This is a genomic window from Verrucomicrobium sp. BvORR034, from assembly GCF_000739635.1.
In the GTDB taxonomy this organism is placed as follows: Bacteria; Verrucomicrobiota; Verrucomicrobiia; order Verrucomicrobiales; family Verrucomicrobiaceae; genus Verrucomicrobium.
Map to the genome: position 1 here is coordinate 60793 of NZ_BATQ01000133.1, position 18164 is coordinate 78956.

The 18164-nt window shown below is 59.1% G+C and carries 17 protein-coding genes and 1 pseudogene; 13 read left to right on the forward strand and 5 right to left on the reverse strand.

Annotated features, from left to right (window positions below):
- Window positions 1–8 precede the first annotated feature (8 nt).
- The 5 genes from BV034_RS22405 to BV034_RS22425 all read right to left on the reverse strand — a co-directional run bounded on the left by BV034_RS22405 (window position 9) and on the right by BV034_RS22425 (window position 6307).
- A complete protein-coding gene (locus BV034_RS22405) occupies window positions 9–911 on the reverse strand; it encodes an EamA family transporter (RefSeq protein ID WP_050029202.1) in 903 nt (300 codons plus the stop codon).
- A gap of 752 nt (window positions 912–1663) precedes the next feature.
- The gene (locus BV034_RS22410) at window positions 1664–4351 is read right to left on the reverse strand and encodes a phosphoenolpyruvate carboxylase (protein ID WP_063768867.1); all 2688 of its coding nucleotides are present in this window, start codon (window positions 4349–4351) and stop codon (window positions 1664–1666) included.
- A 134-nt stretch (window positions 4352–4485) separates the two neighbouring features.
- Complete coding sequence (locus tag BV034_RS22415) at window positions 4486–5145, reverse strand: hypothetical protein (RefSeq protein WP_265593336.1); 660 nt, start codon at window positions 5143–5145, stop codon at window positions 4486–4488.
- Window positions 5146–5170: 25 nt separating this feature from the next.
- Window positions 5171–5470, reverse strand: a complete 300-nt coding sequence (locus tag BV034_RS22420; RefSeq protein WP_050029265.1) for a DUF971 domain-containing protein — start codon at window positions 5468–5470, stop codon at window positions 5171–5173.
- A gap of 126 nt (window positions 5471–5596) precedes the next feature.
- Window positions 5597–6307: a hypothetical protein gene (locus tag BV034_RS22425; protein WP_050029205.1), complete on the reverse strand. Its 711-nt coding sequence runs from the start codon at window positions 6305–6307 to the stop codon at window positions 5597–5599.
- 71 nt (window positions 6308–6378) lie between these two features.
- Between BV034_RS22425 and BV034_RS22430 the strand changes: the two genes are divergently transcribed.
- From BV034_RS22430 to BV034_RS22500, 13 genes and pseudogenes are all read left to right on the forward strand, one after another.
- Complete coding sequence (locus BV034_RS22430) at window positions 6379–7443, forward strand: hypothetical protein (protein ID WP_050029206.1); 1065 nt, start codon at window positions 6379–6381, stop codon at window positions 7441–7443.
- 142 nt (window positions 7444–7585) lie between these two features.
- The gene (locus tag BV034_RS22435) at window positions 7586–7942 is read left to right on the forward strand and encodes a cyclic nucleotide-binding domain-containing protein (RefSeq protein WP_050029207.1); all 357 of its coding nucleotides are present in this window, start codon (window positions 7586–7588) and stop codon (window positions 7940–7942) included.
- 133 nt (window positions 7943–8075) lie between these two features.
- Window positions 8076–8999, forward strand: a complete 924-nt coding sequence (prmC, locus tag BV034_RS22440) for a peptide chain release factor N(5)-glutamine methyltransferase (RefSeq protein WP_050029208.1) — start codon at window positions 8076–8078, stop codon at window positions 8997–8999.
- A 24-nt stretch (window positions 9000–9023) separates the two neighbouring features.
- Window positions 9024–10289 carry a UDP-N-acetylglucosamine 1-carboxyvinyltransferase gene (murA, locus tag BV034_RS22445; protein WP_050029209.1) on the forward strand — a complete coding sequence of 422 codons (1266 nt, stop codon included), beginning with the start codon at window positions 9024–9026 and terminating at the stop codon, window positions 10287–10289.
- Window positions 10290–10428: 139 nt separating this feature from the next.
- Window positions 10429–11346 (forward strand): TIM barrel protein, encoded by a 918-nt coding sequence (locus BV034_RS22450; RefSeq protein WP_050029210.1) that lies wholly within the window; start codon window positions 10429–10431, stop codon window positions 11344–11346.
- Window positions 11347–11414: 68 nt separating this feature from the next.
- A complete protein-coding gene (locus tag BV034_RS22455) occupies window positions 11415–11936 on the forward strand; it encodes a GtrA family protein (protein WP_265593337.1) in 522 nt (173 codons plus the stop codon).
- A 9-nt stretch (window positions 11937–11945) separates the two neighbouring features.
- Window positions 11946–13205, forward strand: coding sequence for a beta-ketoacyl-[acyl-carrier-protein] synthase family protein (locus tag BV034_RS22460; RefSeq protein WP_265593338.1), 1260 nt, complete (start codon window positions 11946–11948; stop codon window positions 13203–13205).
- A gap of 293 nt (window positions 13206–13498) precedes the next feature.
- A complete protein-coding gene (locus BV034_RS22465; RefSeq protein ID WP_050029213.1) occupies window positions 13499–13903 on the forward strand; it encodes a VOC family protein in 405 nt (134 codons plus the stop codon).
- A 621-nt stretch (window positions 13904–14524) separates the two neighbouring features.
- Entirely contained in the window at window positions 14525–14926 is a 402-nt protein-coding gene (locus tag BV034_RS22475; RefSeq protein ID WP_050029215.1) for a hypothetical protein, read from the forward strand.
- 612 nt (window positions 14927–15538) lie between these two features.
- Window positions 15539–16024: a hypothetical protein gene (locus BV034_RS22485; protein WP_050029217.1), complete on the forward strand. Its 486-nt coding sequence runs from the start codon at window positions 15539–15541 to the stop codon at window positions 16022–16024.
- Window positions 16025–16712: 688 nt separating this feature from the next.
- Window positions 16713–17066, forward strand: a complete 354-nt coding sequence (locus tag BV034_RS22495) for a DUF2200 domain-containing protein (RefSeq protein WP_050029219.1) — start codon at window positions 16713–16715, stop codon at window positions 17064–17066.
- Window positions 17067–17507: 441 nt separating this feature from the next.
- A pseudogene (locus BV034_RS36335) lies at window positions 17508–17660 on the forward strand (transposase); the annotation flags it as partial.
- Between the two features lie 128 nt (window positions 17661–17788).
- Complete coding sequence (locus BV034_RS22500) at window positions 17789–18112, forward strand: hypothetical protein (protein ID WP_265593339.1); 324 nt, start codon at window positions 17789–17791, stop codon at window positions 18110–18112.
- The last annotated feature ends 52 nt before the right edge of the window (window positions 18113–18164 follow it).

Genomic DNA, 18164 nt, shown 5'->3' on the forward strand with positions numbered 1-18164 from the left:
CTCTTGCCTCACTTCCCCACCGCCACCATCGCCCCACCAGCCAGGGTCAATGCCAGACCCAGCACCTGCACGGGATTGATGGCTTCTCCCAGCAGCATCCAGGCGAGTCCGACAGTGCCCAGAGGGCCGATCATTCCGATGACCGCAAAGGCCTGGGCTCCGGCGCGTTTGAGTCCAATGCCGAAGAGGTAAGAGGGTATTACCGTGCCTGCTACGGCCAGTGCCACCCCGCAGCCGTAGGCTTCGGCAGGCAGCTTCAGGATTGCCCCCGGTGGATGGGTGAGTACGAAGTGGATGAGGACATAGAGACAGGAAAAACCCACCACGCAGGAAGTGAAGCGAATGGGCCCGATGCGTGAGATCATCTCGCCACTGAACAACACAAAGATGGCGTACGAGATGGCACTGCCAAAAATGAGCAACGCCCCCAACCAAGTCTCCCCTCCAGACTTGGCACTCGCCTCCGCATAGTAGCCGATCAGGATCCCGAGATAAGAGAGTAACATGGCCCCCGCCACGCCCCACTTCAGCGGCTTGCGCAGGACCAGGACCGACCCGAGCAACACGATGGAAGGGTAGGTGTACAGGATCATCCGCTCCAGCCCGACACTCACGTGCTCCAGGCCCATGAAATTGATGACGGAGGAGAAATACCAACCGCAAAATCCCAGCAAGGCCAGGCGTGCCCAATCGCGGCCTGTCAGGGGTTGCACATGCTTGCCCGATGAAGCCCAGATGCCGCCGATCAGGAAGAAGGGAAACGCCATGGCCATGCGCAGCGCCAGAGTCGTGACGGCATCCAGCCCGTACCGATAGGCCAGCTTCACGAACACGGCTTTGGAACAGAAGAACAGCGAACTGCCAGCGACAATGAGAAAGGTGAGAAGGGAGGACCTAAAACTGCGGGACATGGTTCAAAGGGCAAAAGGGGCACAGCAAAACTGAGGCATGAAAACAAAAACGCCCGAAGCACGGGGCATCGGGCGGGTGAAGAAGAGAGAACCTGACAGGCACTTTGCCTGCTGCCGGATTCTGAAAATCGCGCCTCTTAAGGGCTTTCGTTTCATCCATCCAGCGCGTCACTCGACCACCACGCCCTTTGGCTTGAGCAGCCAAAGCCAGCGGTGTTGCCATTTAGGGCGTGTGACGAGGAGAGACATTCAGGAGGTGAACTGGCCATTGGATACGGCCGAAGAGGCGGAGTGCAAGTGAAATGAAAAGTGATACCGGTGCCCCGCCGGTTCAGGCTACCGTCCACAGCACTGAAAGCCAGGCACACATCCCCCCTCCCTACCAAGACCTCCACCTGATCCTGCTAAGTAGGATTTTGAGACTGCGGTGAGCATCACCGCTTTGGCGAGGCCTTGTGACAAACTTCAACCTGTCCAGAACTACCGAATCCCTGCTCCTCCGGCGACCTCTTCCACGCCTTGCTCCACACAGGACTCCCAAAAGCGGCAATTCTCGCCGCAGTCCCAAAGATGCTTCGCATCCAGGTGTTGTTCCTCCACCGAAAAAGGACCCACTGCACGCCAGCATCACGCTGGAGGCCCAAGAAATACCTCGAACCCTCAACTGACGCACTGACGCACTGACGCACTGACGCACTGACGCACTGACGCACTGACGCACTGACGCACTGACGCACTGACGCACCAAGCCCCTACCCCGTCGTCCGCAACCCGGACGCAATCGCATTGATCGAAATCAGCAAGTCCGGAATCATGGCCTCCGCGGCGGCGGTGTCCCCGGCCGCTGTGAGCCCACGCCATTCCTTCAGCAAGGCGACCTGCTGGTGGTGCAGCACCTTGAGCGGCTCCTCGCGTACCTGGAGCGTGCGGGCCATGCGGGGCCGTCGGGAGCCAAATCCGCCACCATGCAAAATGTTCGCCAGATGATCGCGGGTGCGATGAAACTCGGCGATGATCTGGTCCATGAACCGCGTCCGGATGGCCTCATCCGCAACCAGTGAGCCATAGGCCAGCATGATCTCTTCATTCGCGCTGACGATGGAACCGTCCATGTTAGTCAGGACGTAACGCAGGAAACTGGATTCCGAGATGCTGTCTGCCAGGGCCGAGTAATCCTCTGGAGCCTCCACCTTGAGCCGCTCAAAGGCGGAGCCGACCCCGAACCAGCCCGGCAGATAGAAGCGGGACTGCGTCCAGGAGAAAACCCAGGGAATGGCACGAAGATCCTCCAGACTGGCACGCCCAGTGCGACGCGAGGGGCGCGAACCAATGCGGGAGTTCTCCAGCGCATCAATGGGGGTCGCCTCACGGTAGAAGGTGATAAAGTCCGGCGCATGCAGAAGGCCGCGGTAGGCCTCCATGCTCCAGCCTGCGATCCGGTCCAGAATCTCGCGGCAGGGATCCGCCGGCTTGGGCGCATGGCGATGCTTGGCCGTCGCCGCAGATACAGATGCGGTGAGGGTCTCCACCTGATAGGTGGCAGAGCCGAGATGGGAGTATTTTTGAGCAATGGTCTCCCCCTGCTCCGTCATGCGGAACGAACCACCGAGTGATCCATGAGGCAGCGCCTCCATGAACCAATGCGTAGGACCAGCCCCGCGGCCCACCGTACCACCACGACCGTGGAAGAACACCGGACGCACGCCGTGACGGCGCGTCACTTCAAACAAGGCCTCCTGAGCACGATGAAGGCCCCACTGGCTGGCAAAGATGCCGCAGTCCTTGTTGGAGTCTGAATAGCCCAGCATCATCTGGAAGTCGGGCGTGTTGCTGCCGCCCTCCCCCATCAGGCTGATGCGAGTGACCGGGTGGGCGAGAAAATCATCCACCACAGAGGGCGCATGGGCGAGGTCGTCCATGGTCTCAAACAGGGGCACCACTGGCAGCGGGCTGCGCAGGCCCTGAGCGGTGAGCTCGATCAGGCCCGCCTCCCGCGCCAGCACATAGACCGTGAGCAGGTCATTCACCCCTCGGGTCATGGAAACAATCAACGAACCGAGACCTGCCCCACCGTAGCGGGCGCGGTACTCGGCCAGCACGCGATAACACTCCAGCACCGCATCGGCCTCCGGTCCCGCCGAGAGCCCAGGGGAAAGAAACGGCCGGGGTGACGCGAGTTCATGGTCCAACAGCGTCCGTTTTTCCTCTTCCGACCAAGTGGGGAAACTGTTAGCATTGGGCACACCTGCCTTCACCAGGAGCTGCGTGAGTGCCTTGTCGTGGAAGGCAGAATTCTGCCGCACGTCCAAGATCGCAGAATGGAAACCAAAGGCCGCAAGCTGGTGGCGCAAGGGGTCCACATAGTCCTGTACCAGATGCTCCGCACCGACGGCGCTCAGGCATTCAGCCAGGAGAAGGAGGTCGGCATCCAATGCTCCGGGGGCAGTATAGATCGTGGCGGCATCAGGATGATCACGCGTGAGCAGCAGCTTGCCACGCATCAAGGAAGCGGCCAGACGCCAGGGTTCTTCGTCATGATGATCCAGCAGGGCGGCAACATCCACGACCTCATGCCCTTCCAGCTCCTTCACCAAACGAGCCACTAGCTCTTCCAAAACAGCAGGCACTTCCTGGAAATGCTTGCTGAGCGGCAGGTTGTAGGCAAGCCGGTCCAACTTGCGAGCGAAGAGCCGGAGCGCATTGTTGCGCAGCGACTGGAGGGAGGACTTGGTGACCTCTGCGGTCACAAACGGATGCCCGTCGCGGTCGCCACCGATCCAGGTGCCAAAGCGGATCAAGGGCGGCAGATCCTTCAACGCCACGGGGTCAAGCCCCGCCGCAACCCATGCCTCCCGCAAATGGGTACGGGTACGGGTGACCGCGTCAGGAAAGACCTCACGCAAGAAGAAGAGGGCGTTCTCCAGCTCTTCAGCAATGCTGGGCCGGGTGACGTGAATTTCCCCGGTGCGCCAGAGGGATTCCAACTGGGCCTCCAAGAAACCTCGAACCCGCTCCTGCTCTCGGGGGGTAAAAGCGGGATTCTCCCGCCGCTCCAGCAGGTCGTAAATCTCGCGATGCCGTTCACGCACGCTGTCGCGCTTGGCCTCCGTAGGGTGCGCGGTGAGCACGGGTTCCACGCGCACGGACTTCATGATCTCCACCATGGCCCGGGCATCCAGATTCAGATCCCGCATGGCGGCCAGCTTGTCTGGCCACAGTCCACGCTCAGCCAGCGGTCCGAGCTCCTTCTCGCGCAACCGTCGCACCTGCAGGGCGACGCGCTCCTCGACAAGGTTCAGCAGCTGGAAGGCGGTGGAGTATGCCTGGCAGAGCGGTCGGTTGGGCCCGGATTGCTCTGGCAGCGGCTGCCCTGTCCAGGGCATGCGGTCGGCCAGTTCGGGCTCGCCAATCCGGCGCAGGGCCGCGGCAAAGGCTTCCATGAGAAAGGACAACTCCTCATCAAGGAGTTTAAATCCATGTTCGATCAGTGTTGAGGCAGGCTTCGTTTCCAAGGTCTTGTCTCCCAACCAAGCACAAGACATGCCGCTGCGCCCGGAAAAGGTCGCCAAATGCGTCAACCTTCTGCCACATCCAACTCATGCACACGATAAAACCGGCCCAGCCCTTGGAGCTTGCCGGTGAGTTCCACCGTCCAGCGGACTTGGGGTGTTTTCATCAGCCCCGAACCGGGCAGGCCTGCCGGAAGGGCGACATCATAGGTCTGCTGCCAGGTATCGCCGGCCATGACCCGAAGTTCTCTGGCTTCTGCCAGCACCTGCTCATGGCGAATTTTCTCATTCTCCAAGCGTTCGCGGCGGGCAGTCCGTCCCTTGCCCATGTGCTTGGTCACGACCCGGCTGGTGATCTCCCGGCAGATCACCCTCACCTTCACGGAGCGGAGAGTGGCAGGACCGGGCTGAATCAGCGCCACCTTGAATGAGGTGCCTGGTCGCACCGGCAGCTCAGAGACCTCTACCAATGTGGCCGTCGTCCCGGCCGCGAAGAGCTGGGTGATCCATGACCAGATGAAAAGCGTGCCCAAGAAACACATGCCGCCGCCGACCAGCCAGGCCAGCCACCTTTTGTCCGCCCCGGTGGAGCCGTAAAAGAGAATCGAGCTCCCCAACCCCAGCAAGACAATGGCGGCGATGAGCGAGCATCCCAGCCCCGCCCCCTGCGCCTTGCCGACGAGGCGGTGACTGAGCACGGGGGGCACATCAACAACTTGCGGCATGGGCATCTCCTTTTTTCCTGTTCCATCATTCGTCGGCCAAACGACGAAGGTAGTCAAACGGGTAGATCCCGGTGCAATGCCCGTCGCTGAACTCAAATAACAACGCATAACCGCCGACGGACTTCCACCCGGTGACAGTCACGCCGGGGTACTCCTTCTGGTCGGTGCCGCCGTAGAGCTTCCCCAGCAAATCCCGCTCGCCAATATTCTCCGCACTGGGCGAGGCCGCGCGCAGCTTCTCCATGGGGAGGAAGCTCTCCTTGCCGTCCTCCCAGGCGATGGCGATCTCGTTTCCAATAGCGGCGATGTTGAGCGGGCGAATCATGCGCCGAACATTCAACAAGCCCGCCACTGAGCAACCAATAGTCTCGATGTCATCCATCGAGCCTCCTTCGGATTACATTCCTCGACTGGTTTACGGGATCGCCGAATCCCCAGACTACTGGCTTGCTTAGCCTTTAGGCACCACGCTCACGGCCATCACGCCTTCCTGGGGCCACCATCCGGCAATCCGGACCTCCATGCCCTTCCCAGCGATCTCGGTCTTCACGGCCTCGATCAGACGCTTCTCACTGTCAGGAGTGACCGGCGTGCCAAAGAATGGCTCAAGGTTCTTGATGACCGCGTCGTTGCCCGCGATGCCAATCAAGGTCACCTTCGTCCCCTGTATGCCGCCGCTAGGTGGCGTGGGCGAACGGCCCACTGCCGTATCCACGGGACCGCTCATGACGATCACCTGACGAAGCTGGGTGGTACTGCCATTCACATGGGCCTCCGCGATCTGCTGGCGGATGGCCTTCTCCTGATTGCGACGTTCAACTTCTGCCTGGGCCAGCTCACGAGGAGTTTTGCCTGGGGTGTACACGCCACCAATCGTGACATGAGGGAGAATTTCTTTTCCCTCCTTCACCGGAGCCACGGCCACGGGAGCATCCCCGGTCGGTGGTTTGATCACCACCGTCGGCCGGGACATGTCCGGAGTCACCAGAATAGGGCCACTAGTGGGCGGCTTGATGACGGCCGTAGGGCTGAGCAGCCCCTGGCTCTGGACCTCAGGCGCCCGCTCGGGCAGCGGACCGAACACCGGCAACGGCAATTCGTCCTCCGCCAGTGCGAGACTGGAGGCGGCGAGGAGGCACGGAATTAGCTGCCAAAAATTCACGGCGGCATTTAATGGCAGGTTTGTCGCGTGCTGACAAGACTCTTTGAGGCTAGATTCTCCTAAATTTTACCATGCCGGACGAAGCACCCACCATTACGCGGCGCAAAGAGTTCATCACCATCAGTGATGAACTCCGCACTTACCTCCGGCATTATGGGCGCCTCGCGGCGCTTCCCGCGCTCTACCGAGACCTCCAGAGCTTCATGAGCGCCTACCCGCTGATGGACAAGGAGGGGCGCAGCACCCTCTGGGACACCGTGGTGTATGAGCGATCCCAGCTGAAAGACCTTTGGCCACGCCTCACCAGCATCTACTCCCTTCTCAAGACGGGCGACCTGAAAGCGGTGCCCCACCTCTACGTGGAGCGGGTGGATTTTTGCGGTTTCGGCAACAGCAAGCCCTTCCGCATCCGCGTGGTCAACGAGTATAACGACAACTACGATCACTTCTACATCAAGGTGGCGGACGCCTCCCGCGTGTACGGGCTGGAACTGGAGCACCTCCTCTCCCCCAACCGAATCAACTACCTCGTGCATGAGGACACCCTGATCGAAGAGCACATCGCCGGGGTGCCAGGGGATGTCTTCATCAGCGAGTACTTCGAGCGCTCCGACGTGAACCGCGTCCGTATCGCCAAGGAGTTCGTGAAATTCAGCGAGCGCTGCTTCATCCGCCTGCTGGGGGACATGCGCAGCTACAACTACGTGGTGGACATGACGCCCGACTTTGAGGAGACCCAGTACCGCGTTCGGGCCATCGATTTCGACCAGCAGAGCTACGAGGGGGCCAAAAGCGTGTACCTGCCCCAGTTCTACAAGGAGAACCTCCCCGTGGTGAAGCTCTGCACAAAGTATCTGAACTACGCCACCATGCAGCAGTACCAGCAGGAGGAGCGCAGCCTCATTGCCCGACGGTACCTCTCAGAGAAGTCACGCCTCCGATCCCTCTTCCGTGCCATGAAGCACCATCCCGCAGAGCCGCCGCCCAAAGTGGTGCAGCTCAAGACGGAACTCGGGGAGTATCACGGCACCGGGATCTTCGACGACTGCCTCAGTATGGGAGACATCGTCGAGCGGCACATCGAGCACATGCTGGGCAAGCAGTTGGGCGAAAAAACCAGCGCCCATCTCCACTGACCCTTTCACAAAGGCCCGATTCTTGCGGTGGAAGCCGGGAGCATTTTTGCCATCAACCCGTTCTGGCAGCTTTTGAAATCGCTGTTTTACTGGTTATGGCATTGGCACGAGCCGACTCCCAGCCCTTCCTCCTGACACCTCCATGAGACTACCCAACATTTTTGAAGCCGACACCCCACCTGTTTCGTTTCCCGCTGGCACGGTCATTTTTTCTGAGGGTGAGGATGGGGACTCCCTGTACGTCGTCAAAGAGGGAGAGGTGGAGCTGAAGGTGAAGGGCCGCCTGGTGGAGGTGGTGAAGGCGGATGGTTTCTTTGGCGAGATGGCTATTATCGAGAACGGCCCCCGCACCGCCACAGCCACCGCCAGCGTGGACTGCGAGCTCATCCCCATCAACGAGAAGCGGTTTGAGTTCATGGTGCATGAGGTGCCGAACTTCGCCATCCACGTCATGCGCGGCCTGAGCCGCCGCCTCCGCAGCGTGGATGAGGGGGGCTAGGAAGTTTTCAGCTTCAAGTTTCAAGTTTTCCGCTGCACCCTCCACCAGCGAGGCTTTGATCTCCAACTGAAAACTGAAAACTTGAAACTGAAAACTTTTACAGCCTTCCATTCCCTGCTACGGAACGCAGTTCATGAAGCTGCTTCTGGAGACCCTGCAATCTGGCGCGGACTACCTCGCCAAACGCGGGGTGGAAGATGCGCGACTGAACATGGAGCACCTCCTGGCCCATGTACTGGGCTGTCGTCGGCTGGATCTTTATCTCAGGTTTGATCAAACGCTCAACGAACCGGAACTTCAGCCACTGCGCGTGCTGCTGAAGCGACGCGGCGAGGGCGAACCTCTGCAACACCTGCTGGGCACAGTGGAATTTCACGACAGTGAATTTGTCTGCGATCACCGTGCGCTCGTCCCCCGGCCCGAGACGGAACACCTCGTGCATCTGCTGGTGGATAAATGGTTCCCAAAAGGGGCACCGCCTGCCCGCCTTCTGGACGTGGGCACCGGTTCTGGATGCATCGGCCTTTCCCTGGCCAAGGCCTGGCCAGCCGCAGAGGTGCTGCTGGTGGACATCTCTGAAGATGCTCTGGAGTTGGCCCGCATGAACGCCGGACGACTCGGTCTCAATGGACAAAAGGTGCGTCTGGTGCGCAGCGACCTGTTGGAGCATGCCGACGGTCAGTTTGACCTGATCGTGGCCAATCTCCCGTACATCCCCACGGCCGAACTCAAGGAGATCAGTCGTGAGGTGGCGCATGATCCCAACCTGGCGCTCGATGGTGGCGCGAACGGGCTGATCATCGTGGACCGACTGCTGGAAACGGCTCCAGAGCACCTCACGGAGAACGGCCTGCTGGCCTTGGAGCTCCACTACGATCAAGCATCTGCCGTCAGCGAACGCTTGCAGAAACTCGGATTTCAGGCCATCCAGTCGGCCGAGGATCTCGCAGGCATTCCCCGGTTCGTCTTTGCCCGCCGCCCTCCCCTGCCTCCCGCTCCACCGGCCTCACCGGATGACGCAAGGAGCGTGGATGACTCTCCCTCTATTTCACCCTGACCCCTCTCCCCTAACTCCTCTCTCATGGAAAAGCTCATCGTTCACGGCGGCAACCGTCTGCGCGGCAAGGTCCTCATCAGCGGCTCCAAGAACTCCTCCCTCCCCATCCTGGCGGCCACGCTGCTGACCAAGGACGATTGCGTGATCCGCCAGGTGCCTGACTTGAGCGATACGAACTACATGCTACAGATTCTCCGCGCCCTGGGGGCGGAAGTGGAGCGCGCCAGCGGCACGGTGAACGTCAAGGCGGAGAAGATCATCCCCGACACGCCCTATGACCTGGTGCGGAAGATGCGCGCCTCCATCTGCGTGATGGGCCCGCTCACGGGTCGCCTGCGCAAGGCCGTCGTCTCCATGCCAGGGGGCTGCGTCATCGGCGACCGCCCAGTGGACCTCCACCTGAAGGGCTTGGAGTATCTGGGGGCCAAGGTGCAGATGGACGGGGGCAACATCCACATTGAGGCCAAGAAGCCGCTCAAGGGTTGTACCATGAACCTCCTGGGCAAATTTGGCTCCACCGTGCTGGGCACGGACAACGTGCTCATGGCCGCCGTGCTCACCAAGGGCACGACCATCATCGAAGGGGCAGCCGCAGAACCCGAGGTGGAAGACCTTGCCAACTTTCTGATCAAGATGGGGGCCAAGATCGAAGGCGCGGGCAGCACGCGGATCGTCGTCGAAGGCGTCAAAGAGCTGCATGGTGCGGAGCACACCGTCATTCCAGACCGTATCGAGGCGGGTACTTTCCTCGTTGCCGGCGCCATCTTTGGTGACGGCGTGATGGTGAAGCGGGTCGTCCCCGCCCACCTGAAGAATGTGACCGACACCCTCCTGGCCTCAGGGTACGAGGTGACCTCCACAAAGGACAGTGTGACCATCATGCCCGGTAGCGGCGCACCCAAGGGCTTCCACCTCACCACGAGAGTGTACCCCGGCTTCCCCACGGACATGCAGGCCCAGTTCTGCGCCCTGGCCTGCCTGATCCCCGGCCTGAGCAGCATCAAGGAAACCATCTTCCCCCAGCGCTTCATGCATGTGTCTGAGCTGAAGCGCATGGGTGCCAACATCGAGCTCGACGGCGACACCGCCCGCATCACGGGCGTGGAAACCCTCAGCGGCGCCCCGGTCATGGCCAGCGACCTGCGCGCCTCCGCCGCCCTCGTGCTCGCCGGTCTCGCCGCCAAAGGCACCACAGAGATCCACCGCCTCTATCACATTGACCGCGGCTACGAGCACCTGGATGAGAAGCTCAGCATGCTCGGTGCAGTCACTGAGCGCGTGAAGGAGTAGCGCAAGTGGTTAAGCGTTAGATGTTTCATGAGTGATGACATGACCTCCGCGTACGAGGCCTGCGCTGTTCATCAGGCCTCTGAATCAGCCCCCTTTTCTAGACTTTTCACTTCTCACTCTTAACTTTTAACCCTCCCCCATGCTTTCCCTCTCCACTTGCTGGAACAGCCACCGCCATGAGGAGGGCATGCAGCTTGCCATGGAGGCCCGGATGCTGGGCTTCGATCACATCGAAGTCAGCCATGGGCTGAAGGTATCCCACCTGCCTGGCCTGCTCCAGGCAGTGGAGCAGAAGGTCATCCAGGTCTCCAGCGTGCACAACTTCTGCCCGCCACCGGTGGAGGTGATGATGGACGCCCCCGATGCGTTTGAGTTCACCTCCCACCGGGAGTCGGAGCGTTTCCGGGCATTGAACCTTACGGAGGCGACCCTGGAGATGGCGGCCCGACTCGGAGCCCGCCGGGTGGTGCTCCATCTGGGCAGCGTGCCCATGAAGAGCTACACCACCAAACTGGAAGCTCTGACCCTGGCAGGAAAAATTTACTCCCGTGAGTACACGGCACTGAAACTGGAGTTCGTGGAGAAGCGGACCAAGCTCTCCCAACCCTATCTCGACCTGGCCCGCGCCGCGTTGGATGAACTGCTACCCAAGTGCGAGCAATATCAAATCGTCCTGGGAGTCGAGACGCGCAGTCATTTCGAGCAGGTGCCAAACGAGCCTGAGATGCTGGATCTGCTGAACCACTACAGGGACTGCTCGTGGATCGGCTTCTGGCATGACTTCGGCCACGTCCAGCGCAAGGCCAACCTGGGCCTTTTGAACCACGCCGAGCTTCTCGGGGAAATTGCCCCCCGTTTGCTGGGCTGCCATGTGCACGATGTGGAGTGGCCCGCCCGGGATCACCGCATTCCCTTCACAGGGGGCGGAGTGGATTTCGACACGCTCCTTCCCCTCGTGCCCAAGGGCACCCCCCTGGTCTGGGAGCTCAGCCCCGGCCAACGCCGCGCCCACGTACAGGAGCGCCTGGTGGAGTGGAAATCCCGCTTCGGTGAGTGAAAGTTCAGACTCGGGCCTCCGCATTCCCTTGCTGCCACGCTGGATTGGGCTACATCCCCTGCCGCCACATGACTTCCGCCCTCTCTGAGACGTTTACGTTCTTGCTCAAGAATGATCTGAAAACCATTCTGACCCGGGTACGGAATCGTGACGTCCCCCCCTTCGTCCAGTTCATGGTGTACGCCACCTGCGGAGTCATCGCCACCGTCATCCATCAGGGCCTGGTCGCAGTCCTTTCCTTCACCGCCTTCCCAGCCCTAAAGGGCATGGTGGTGGACGGCGTGGCGCTCACAGAAGAGGTGCGCAAGCACAACCTGCTGCTGAACAACAGCCTCGCCTTCCCCTTTGGCGCGGTGGCGGCCTATTTCACAAACATCCTGTTTGTCTTCACCCCTGGGCGACACAGCAAGCTCAAGGAGATGGCGCTCTTTTTCGGCGTAGCCGCCTGCGGCTTCTTCCCCGGCTTGTGGGTAATTGACTTCCTCGTCGGGCGCTATCAGGTGCCCAGTTCCGTGGCGCAGCTCGCGTTTGTCTTCACCTCCTTCATGGTGAACTACGCCATGCGCAAGTTTGTGATCTTCAAAGGCTGATCCGTGGCCGTGAGCCGAGACATCCCCCGCTATCCCGACCACCGCCGCGCGGTCATCACCGGCATCGGCCCCGTCACGCCCATCGGCACGGGCAAGGTCGCCTTCTGGCAGGGCCTGCTGGCAGAGAAGAGCCCCATCGCTCGTGTCCGATGCTTCGATGTCAGCGCCAACAAGGCGCAGTGCGCAGCGGAAATGCCGGACTTCGACGTCAGCCAGTGGTTTCCCTCCCACGAGGCCAAACGCTGGGACCGCTGCACCCAGTTCGCCATGGTGGGCACGAAGCTCGCCATTGAAGATGCCGGTTTGGATCTCGCCCCCGGCTCCAAGCATCCTCGCATCGGCGTGAGCTTTGGCAGCGCCTTGGGCGGCATCGCCGATGCCGAACGCCATCACGCCAAGTTTCTCACCGAGGGCATCAAGAGCGTGCCCCGGGCTCTGGCCCTCCAGATCTACGGCGGCTCCACGCACAGCAACATTTCCATCCACTTTGGCCTGCAAGGCCCGGCTACCACCCACTCCAACAGCTGCGCCAGCGGCAATGTGGCTCTGGGCGATGCTTTGCGGCTGATTCGCGAAGGCCATGCGGATGTCATCATCGCAGGCGCTTCCGAGGCCCCGCTTAGCCCGCTGACGTTTACGGCATTTGATCTCATCCACACCATGAGCCGCTGGCAGGGCGATCCTATCGCCCACGCCTGCCGCCCCTTCGATGTGGACCGCGACGGCTTTGTCATGGGCGAAGGCGCCGCCTGCTTCGTGGTCGAGAGCTATGAGCACGCCACCCGCCGTGGTGCCAGGATCTACGCCGAGCTGGTGGGCTTCAGCCTCACCAGTGAGGCGCACCACATGACCATCCCCCGTCCGGATGGTGAGCCGCTTTACCGCACCATGCAGATGGCGCTGGATGACGCACGAATCAATGCGTCCGACATCGCCTACGTTAGCGCCCACGCCAGCAGCACGCCGCAGAATGACGTGAATGAGGCTGCCCAGATCGCTGCCCTCTTCGGTCCGGATGCGCCCCCCACCTCTGGCACCAAGCCCTACACTGGCCACGCCCTCGGCGCTGCCGGGGCCATGGAGTGTGCCATCACCCTCCTGGGGATGGAAAACGGCTGGCTCCCCCCTACCCTCCATTTCGAAAAGACCAACTGCGCCTCCCTGGACTACGTGCCCAATCATGGGCGCGAGGCGGAGGTGAAAGCCGCGCTGTTGAACTCATTCGGCTTTGGCGGCGTGGATTCGAGCTTGGTCGTGGCGAAGGTGTAGTTTCTGGTCTGTTCGGCAAGCTATCTACAAACCGCATGTGCGAGGGGGGGCATCTCTCCACTGGGAAGTAGAAATATTGTTTCGGATGATCAGATCGCTCTCCCGTCATGCCATCCGATGCCGGAGGTTGAAGGAGCAGAGCGACTGACACCTCCGGATGATCAAAAAGGGTAATTGCATCCCGGATGGGATGCCAGCGACGTCCATTGGCATGCGCACCTGAGTATCTGCAACGCCCCTATCGACAGACGTCACCACAACGTCTTACAATCCATCAACAAAAACAAGGACCTATGCTCGACCACGTCTTCATAACGGTCAGGGATATCGATCGATCCATTGCCTTTTACGAAGCGGCGCTCAATCCGCTCGGCATCGAGCATGTGATCGACTACGACGGCAAGGATGGCCCACCCGGCCACCCCGATCTTAAGGGCTTCGGACGGGATGGTCGCGTCTTCTTCTGGCTCAGGCAGGGCGAAGCAGACGCCAAGGCTGCGCACGTCGGTTTTGTCGCCAAGAGTCAGGCCGAGGTAGACGCCTTCTACAATGCGGCAATGGCCGCGGGCGCCACCGACAACGGCAAACCTGGCGCTCGCTTGTACTACGATCCCCGCTACTACGCTGCGAACGTGTTTGATCCCGATGGTTACAGTCTTGAGGCGGCCTACAAGAGCTGGCAACACCCCCAAGCGTAGAGCATCGTAGTTGTTGACCTATCGCAGCAAAACCTCAGCACCGGTTTGGATAAAAATGGACAAGATGCCCCCAAGAAAAGAAATCTCTCGCCCTTGGACCATGAGCAAAAAGTTTTACTTCCTGCTCTCCCTGATAGGGACATCGTGTTTGTCATCGTGCCAGCATTCCGGAAGCACCCTCGTAACGATACGCGCTGTAGATGCCCACTCCAGATTGCCACTCACTCACACCCCCGTCAGGGCCACCTTCCAAACGGTTGTTTTTGGCTCCATCGCACGGCCCAACCGTTTTAAGGTTCAGACGGATGATTCTGGAATCGCATACCTTCGTGACGTCGCCGATGGCCATTGGACGATTGTCGTTTCACCAGAAGACAGGGAAGCTCAGATGGTCTACTTCTCCCTCGATGAGTCAGGACTGCGCACCTCGGCTCCCAAAATCACTGCGGACGGGGCTGCAGTGGCCTTAGTCGCCTCGGACATCTATTCGCCGCCGACCCGCAAGACTCTGATCTACGCTAAGATCGTCCCCCCGATACAACGCACAAGACCTTAGGGGGACGAACAAGGCGCCAGAGGCAACCACCATCTATCACCAACTCACGACAAGGAGTCATTTCAATGCCCGCAGGAGTCGACAACCCAGAACTAGGCGGTATTGCCTTTGCAGCCATCAAACTTGCTGGGTATTGCATTGCGGCCTACGTGACGTCCAAGCAGTACGGGAAAACCAAAACACTATGGTTTCCGATTGGCCTCTCACGAACGCTGATAGGGATTGCGTTCGGATACCCCTACTTCAACTGGGCCACTTCTTCTTTCCAGAGTCTGACGTTCATGCTCGGCCTCATACCGATACGGATGATTGAGTGGCTGCTGTTGGTGATCATCTTTTACGACCGAAAGCTGACCAACCGACCGCGGGCGCTTCGTGTGGCGGCAGCTGGCACAGCTTGGTCATTCTTGCTCGATCTTCCCGCCACGATCGGATACATCCTTGTTGGAGGCTTTTGGATTTGCTAGACACCGTAGAACTCACCGACATCCGATGAGCACACACCAGGAACCATTGAGGACCCACAAAGCGCTGCTGCCAATCACAGGATCTTGTTTATGCGGCAAGGTAGCCTTCGAGGTAACAGGAACCCCTCTCAAGTTTCTCTATTGCCACTGTCGTTCATGCCAAAAGTCGAGTGGCTCAATACATGCCGCGAACCTGGCATTCCCCGAAGGTTCAGTGAAATGGACCCAGGGCGAAGACCTCATCGAGATGTTTGTGGATACCAAAGAGAACCCGGGGTTCCCGAGGTGCTTTTGCAAGAACTGTGGCTCGCCCGTGCCCAAGTTGAGCCGCAACCGCCAGTTCTGGGTCGTGCCAAGCGGAACATTAGACTCGGATCCGGGCATGAAGCCTCAGGCGAACATCTACTGGGCGGAGCATGCTCCCTGGTTTGCATCCGCAGATCAAATTGCCAAGCATGATGGGCCGTTGGTCTAAGCTGGTGCCAATCGCAGGCCCTGCCCATCTGTGCATACATCCCGCAACGTCAACTAGCCACACTGTCACCACGCCCTCTCCGCCCGAGGGGGCGGCGCAGCTTGAACGTCCTTACCAAGAAATTAGCAACCCAGAGAATGAAAGCCATCATCATATACGTAGCAGTGCCCTTCCTTGTTCTTTGGATGATTGCGATATGCGTAAAGATTACATGGGACCTCTCCCCGGTCCTGGTTCTATCGACGATCTGCGGGTTATTTATCATCGCGTTGTCTTTCGGCTATTTTTCGAGACGCCGTGATCTAGAACGGGGATGGCGAGTAGGCCACAAAGGCAGAGATCAAATGTACTACGAAGAGATGATCCGAGGCCGCTGGGAACGAATCCCAATAGATGGAGAGATGCTCTGCGGCAAGGCCCGTCATGTCATCTACTTTCCATCTCGCACACAATGGGAGACGCTCCCAGAGTGGACACGAGGCCGGCAGAGTGAGATCGTTGCCCGAATCAAACAGGCATTCGCACCTCCTGGCTACGAATATCAGGAGCCCCAACAAGCGGATGAAGATAATCTGGACAAGACCAAAGATAGATCCCCCGCTCACGCCAAGAACGAAGGCTAGCAAGTCAATGCCGACAACAGGAGCCAATGTTGAACACCCAGCGCAGCCTGGACACCACGCATATATCGCGTCAAACTTCAGACCATCGGGATAGTCTGCCAATCCCGTGGTTGATTGAGCTCTATAGTCATCCCACCCATGTTGAACTGGCTTCGCAACATCCTAGACTCCCAGCAATCCGGTTCCTCCGTGTCACTTGGAGCTCAGGAGCCTGACCACCTTGCCCCCTCGATCTGCACCCCTGCAGATCCGGTAGGCAGCTGGGTCTGCTTTGGCAATGCCCCATCAATCTTGATGCCCCTGCGTGACGCAGAGCGCTATTCGAAGCGTGCAACGCACGGGGAGAATCTGTACCAGTGCGTTCGCAAGGAGGGTTCGCTAGTGGTGGTCCGAAACAATATCGGGCAAGAATACCCCGTGTATCCTGGTAAAGTGATCTGGGTACCAGTTCCACAGTTCAATCTGGACGACTATGTGCACACGAAGATTGGCACGCCTCGTATCGGATGGATTTCCCATCGTCAATGGCACTTCAAGTTTCATCGACTGTACTACATGATCGACATAGTGGGATCAAATGGCCAGCGCAAACTCCATACCCGCAGGTATTGGGGTTCCGAACTGGTACTTTCAGGCCCCTCCGACTCGACATTCACAGAATGACCAACCGCAAGCGTCAGACACTCACATGACCACCAAGCATCGCATCTACACGACCAGTTTCGCGAGCGTCTATCCCCTCTACGTCGCCAAAGCGGAAAAGAAGGGACGGACCAAGCACGAAGTTGATGCCATCATTCTTTGGCTGACTGGTTATAGCCAGCAAGAGCTAGACGCACTGCTGGAAGCCCGGAAGGACTTTGAAACGTTCTTCAATGAGGCGCCCGGGATGAATCCCTCACGCGCTCTGATCAAGGGCGTGGTTTGCGGTGTCCGGGTGGAAGACGTCGAAGAGCCCACGATGCGGGAGATCCGCTATCTGGACAAGCTGGTGGACGAACTGGCGAAGGGCAAACCGATGGAGAAGATCTTGCGGGTTTAATCGCCATCCTCGCGGTCAAGTCGAACCATCCATCGTCCACAACCACCCCAGGCAAACCCATTTTCTCGTGAAATTCTCTGCATCTCTAGTCGCGCTGCTCTTCATCATCTTCACATGCAACTCGCAAGCCGAAGACGATGGCGGCTTCCATTCCATCCGAGAGTGGCGAACGATAGGCATCACTCCTCGGGACGATGAGGAAAGCGCGGATGACATCTTTGACCGAACAGACATCGCAAAACTACTGGCGGCTGCCAAGCGTGTCCGTTTGGTTCGTTGTCCGACTGATGAAGGGATTGATACCCTTAGTTACTGGAATTTGGAGAAAAAAGGGCAAGTGGAGCCAAAACTCCATACTGGAGCAAAAGTTGCTGAGCTCAAAGAGGTCCAGCATCGCCCCCTGATGCAGCTACTGCTCGATGTGGAGAACTATGGCGACTCAACTCTCTGCGGCTTTGGCTCAACAGCCGCATTCAACTGCTCAAGGCATCGGCACGGGGCTTTCGCAACTTCGACAATTATCGCATACGCATTCTGTTCTTCCTCGGCGGGCTCGACATGCTTCCAGCCTTGTCAAAATCCCACGGAAACTAACGAAGAACCTGATGAATCGGCCCCATTTTGAGCACCGCCAATGAATTGCGGCATCATCTACTACAAGTTACCTATTGCCTATGAAGAGGTTTCTAAAGCGAATACTCCAGAGTCGGTTTTTGTGGTTCTTGATCGGTCTCAGTACTCTCCCATGCCTGAACGTAGCGAAGGCCGTATTTCATCCGTCTCCCTCGCAAGCGATGGGCTGGGTTGGCTTCTACGAGGAGAAGATGTCGCTCTACACATTTTTGGGTGACCACAGCTATAGCCTGAGCTTTGCAGGCAGCAGAGGCGACTTTCTAGACTTTGTGCGCCGCACCGGTCTTTCTGACTTCAAAATTTCGGACAACGAGTATTCTGAAAAGGGCAAAAATGGACAATGGAAACGGGGCGCTTCTTTTCATGAAAACGATGCTCTGCGGACCATTCAGTACTACTCGATCGAGAATTAGACAGGCCCATTCTGCGAAATCCCGCGGGACAACAAACGGTCTCCAGCGTCAT

Coding starts and splice junctions, on each gene's coding strand:
- BV034_RS22405 (WP_050029202.1), bottom strand. CDS start 911: ATGTCCCGCAGTTTTAGGTCCTCCCTTCTCACCTTTCTCATTGTCGCT.
- BV034_RS22410 (WP_063768867.1), bottom strand. CDS start 4,351: ATGGAAGCCTTTGCCGCGGCCCTGCGCCGGATTGGCGAGCCCGAACTG.
- BV034_RS22415 (WP_265593336.1), bottom strand. CDS start 5,145: ATGCCGCAAGTTGTTGATGTGCCCCCCGTGCTCAGTCACCGCCTCGTC.
- BV034_RS22420 (WP_050029265.1), bottom strand. CDS start 5,470: ATGATTCGCCCGCTCAACATCGCCGCTATTGGAAACGAGATCGCCATC.
- BV034_RS22430 (WP_050029206.1), top strand. CDS start 6,379: ATGCCGGACGAAGCACCCACCATTACGCGGCGCAAAGAGTTCATCACC.
- BV034_RS22435 (WP_050029207.1), top strand. CDS start 7,586: ATGAGACTACCCAACATTTTTGAAGCCGACACCCCACCTGTTTCGTTT.
- prmC (WP_050029208.1), top strand. CDS start 8,076: ATGAAGCTGCTTCTGGAGACCCTGCAATCTGGCGCGGACTACCTCGCC.
- murA (WP_050029209.1), top strand. CDS start 9,024: ATGGAAAAGCTCATCGTTCACGGCGGCAACCGTCTGCGCGGCAAGGTC.
- BV034_RS22450 (WP_050029210.1), top strand. CDS start 10,429: ATGCTTTCCCTCTCCACTTGCTGGAACAGCCACCGCCATGAGGAGGGC.
- BV034_RS22455 (WP_265593337.1), top strand. CDS start 11,415: ATGACTTCCGCCCTCTCTGAGACGTTTACGTTCTTGCTCAAGAATGAT.
- BV034_RS22465 (WP_050029213.1), top strand. CDS start 13,499: ATGCTCGACCACGTCTTCATAACGGTCAGGGATATCGATCGATCCATT.
- BV034_RS22475 (WP_050029215.1), top strand. CDS start 14,525: ATGCCCGCAGGAGTCGACAACCCAGAACTAGGCGGTATTGCCTTTGCA.
- BV034_RS22485 (WP_050029217.1), top strand. CDS start 15,539: ATGAAAGCCATCATCATATACGTAGCAGTGCCCTTCCTTGTTCTTTGG.
- BV034_RS22495 (WP_050029219.1), top strand. CDS start 16,713: ATGACCACCAAGCATCGCATCTACACGACCAGTTTCGCGAGCGTCTAT.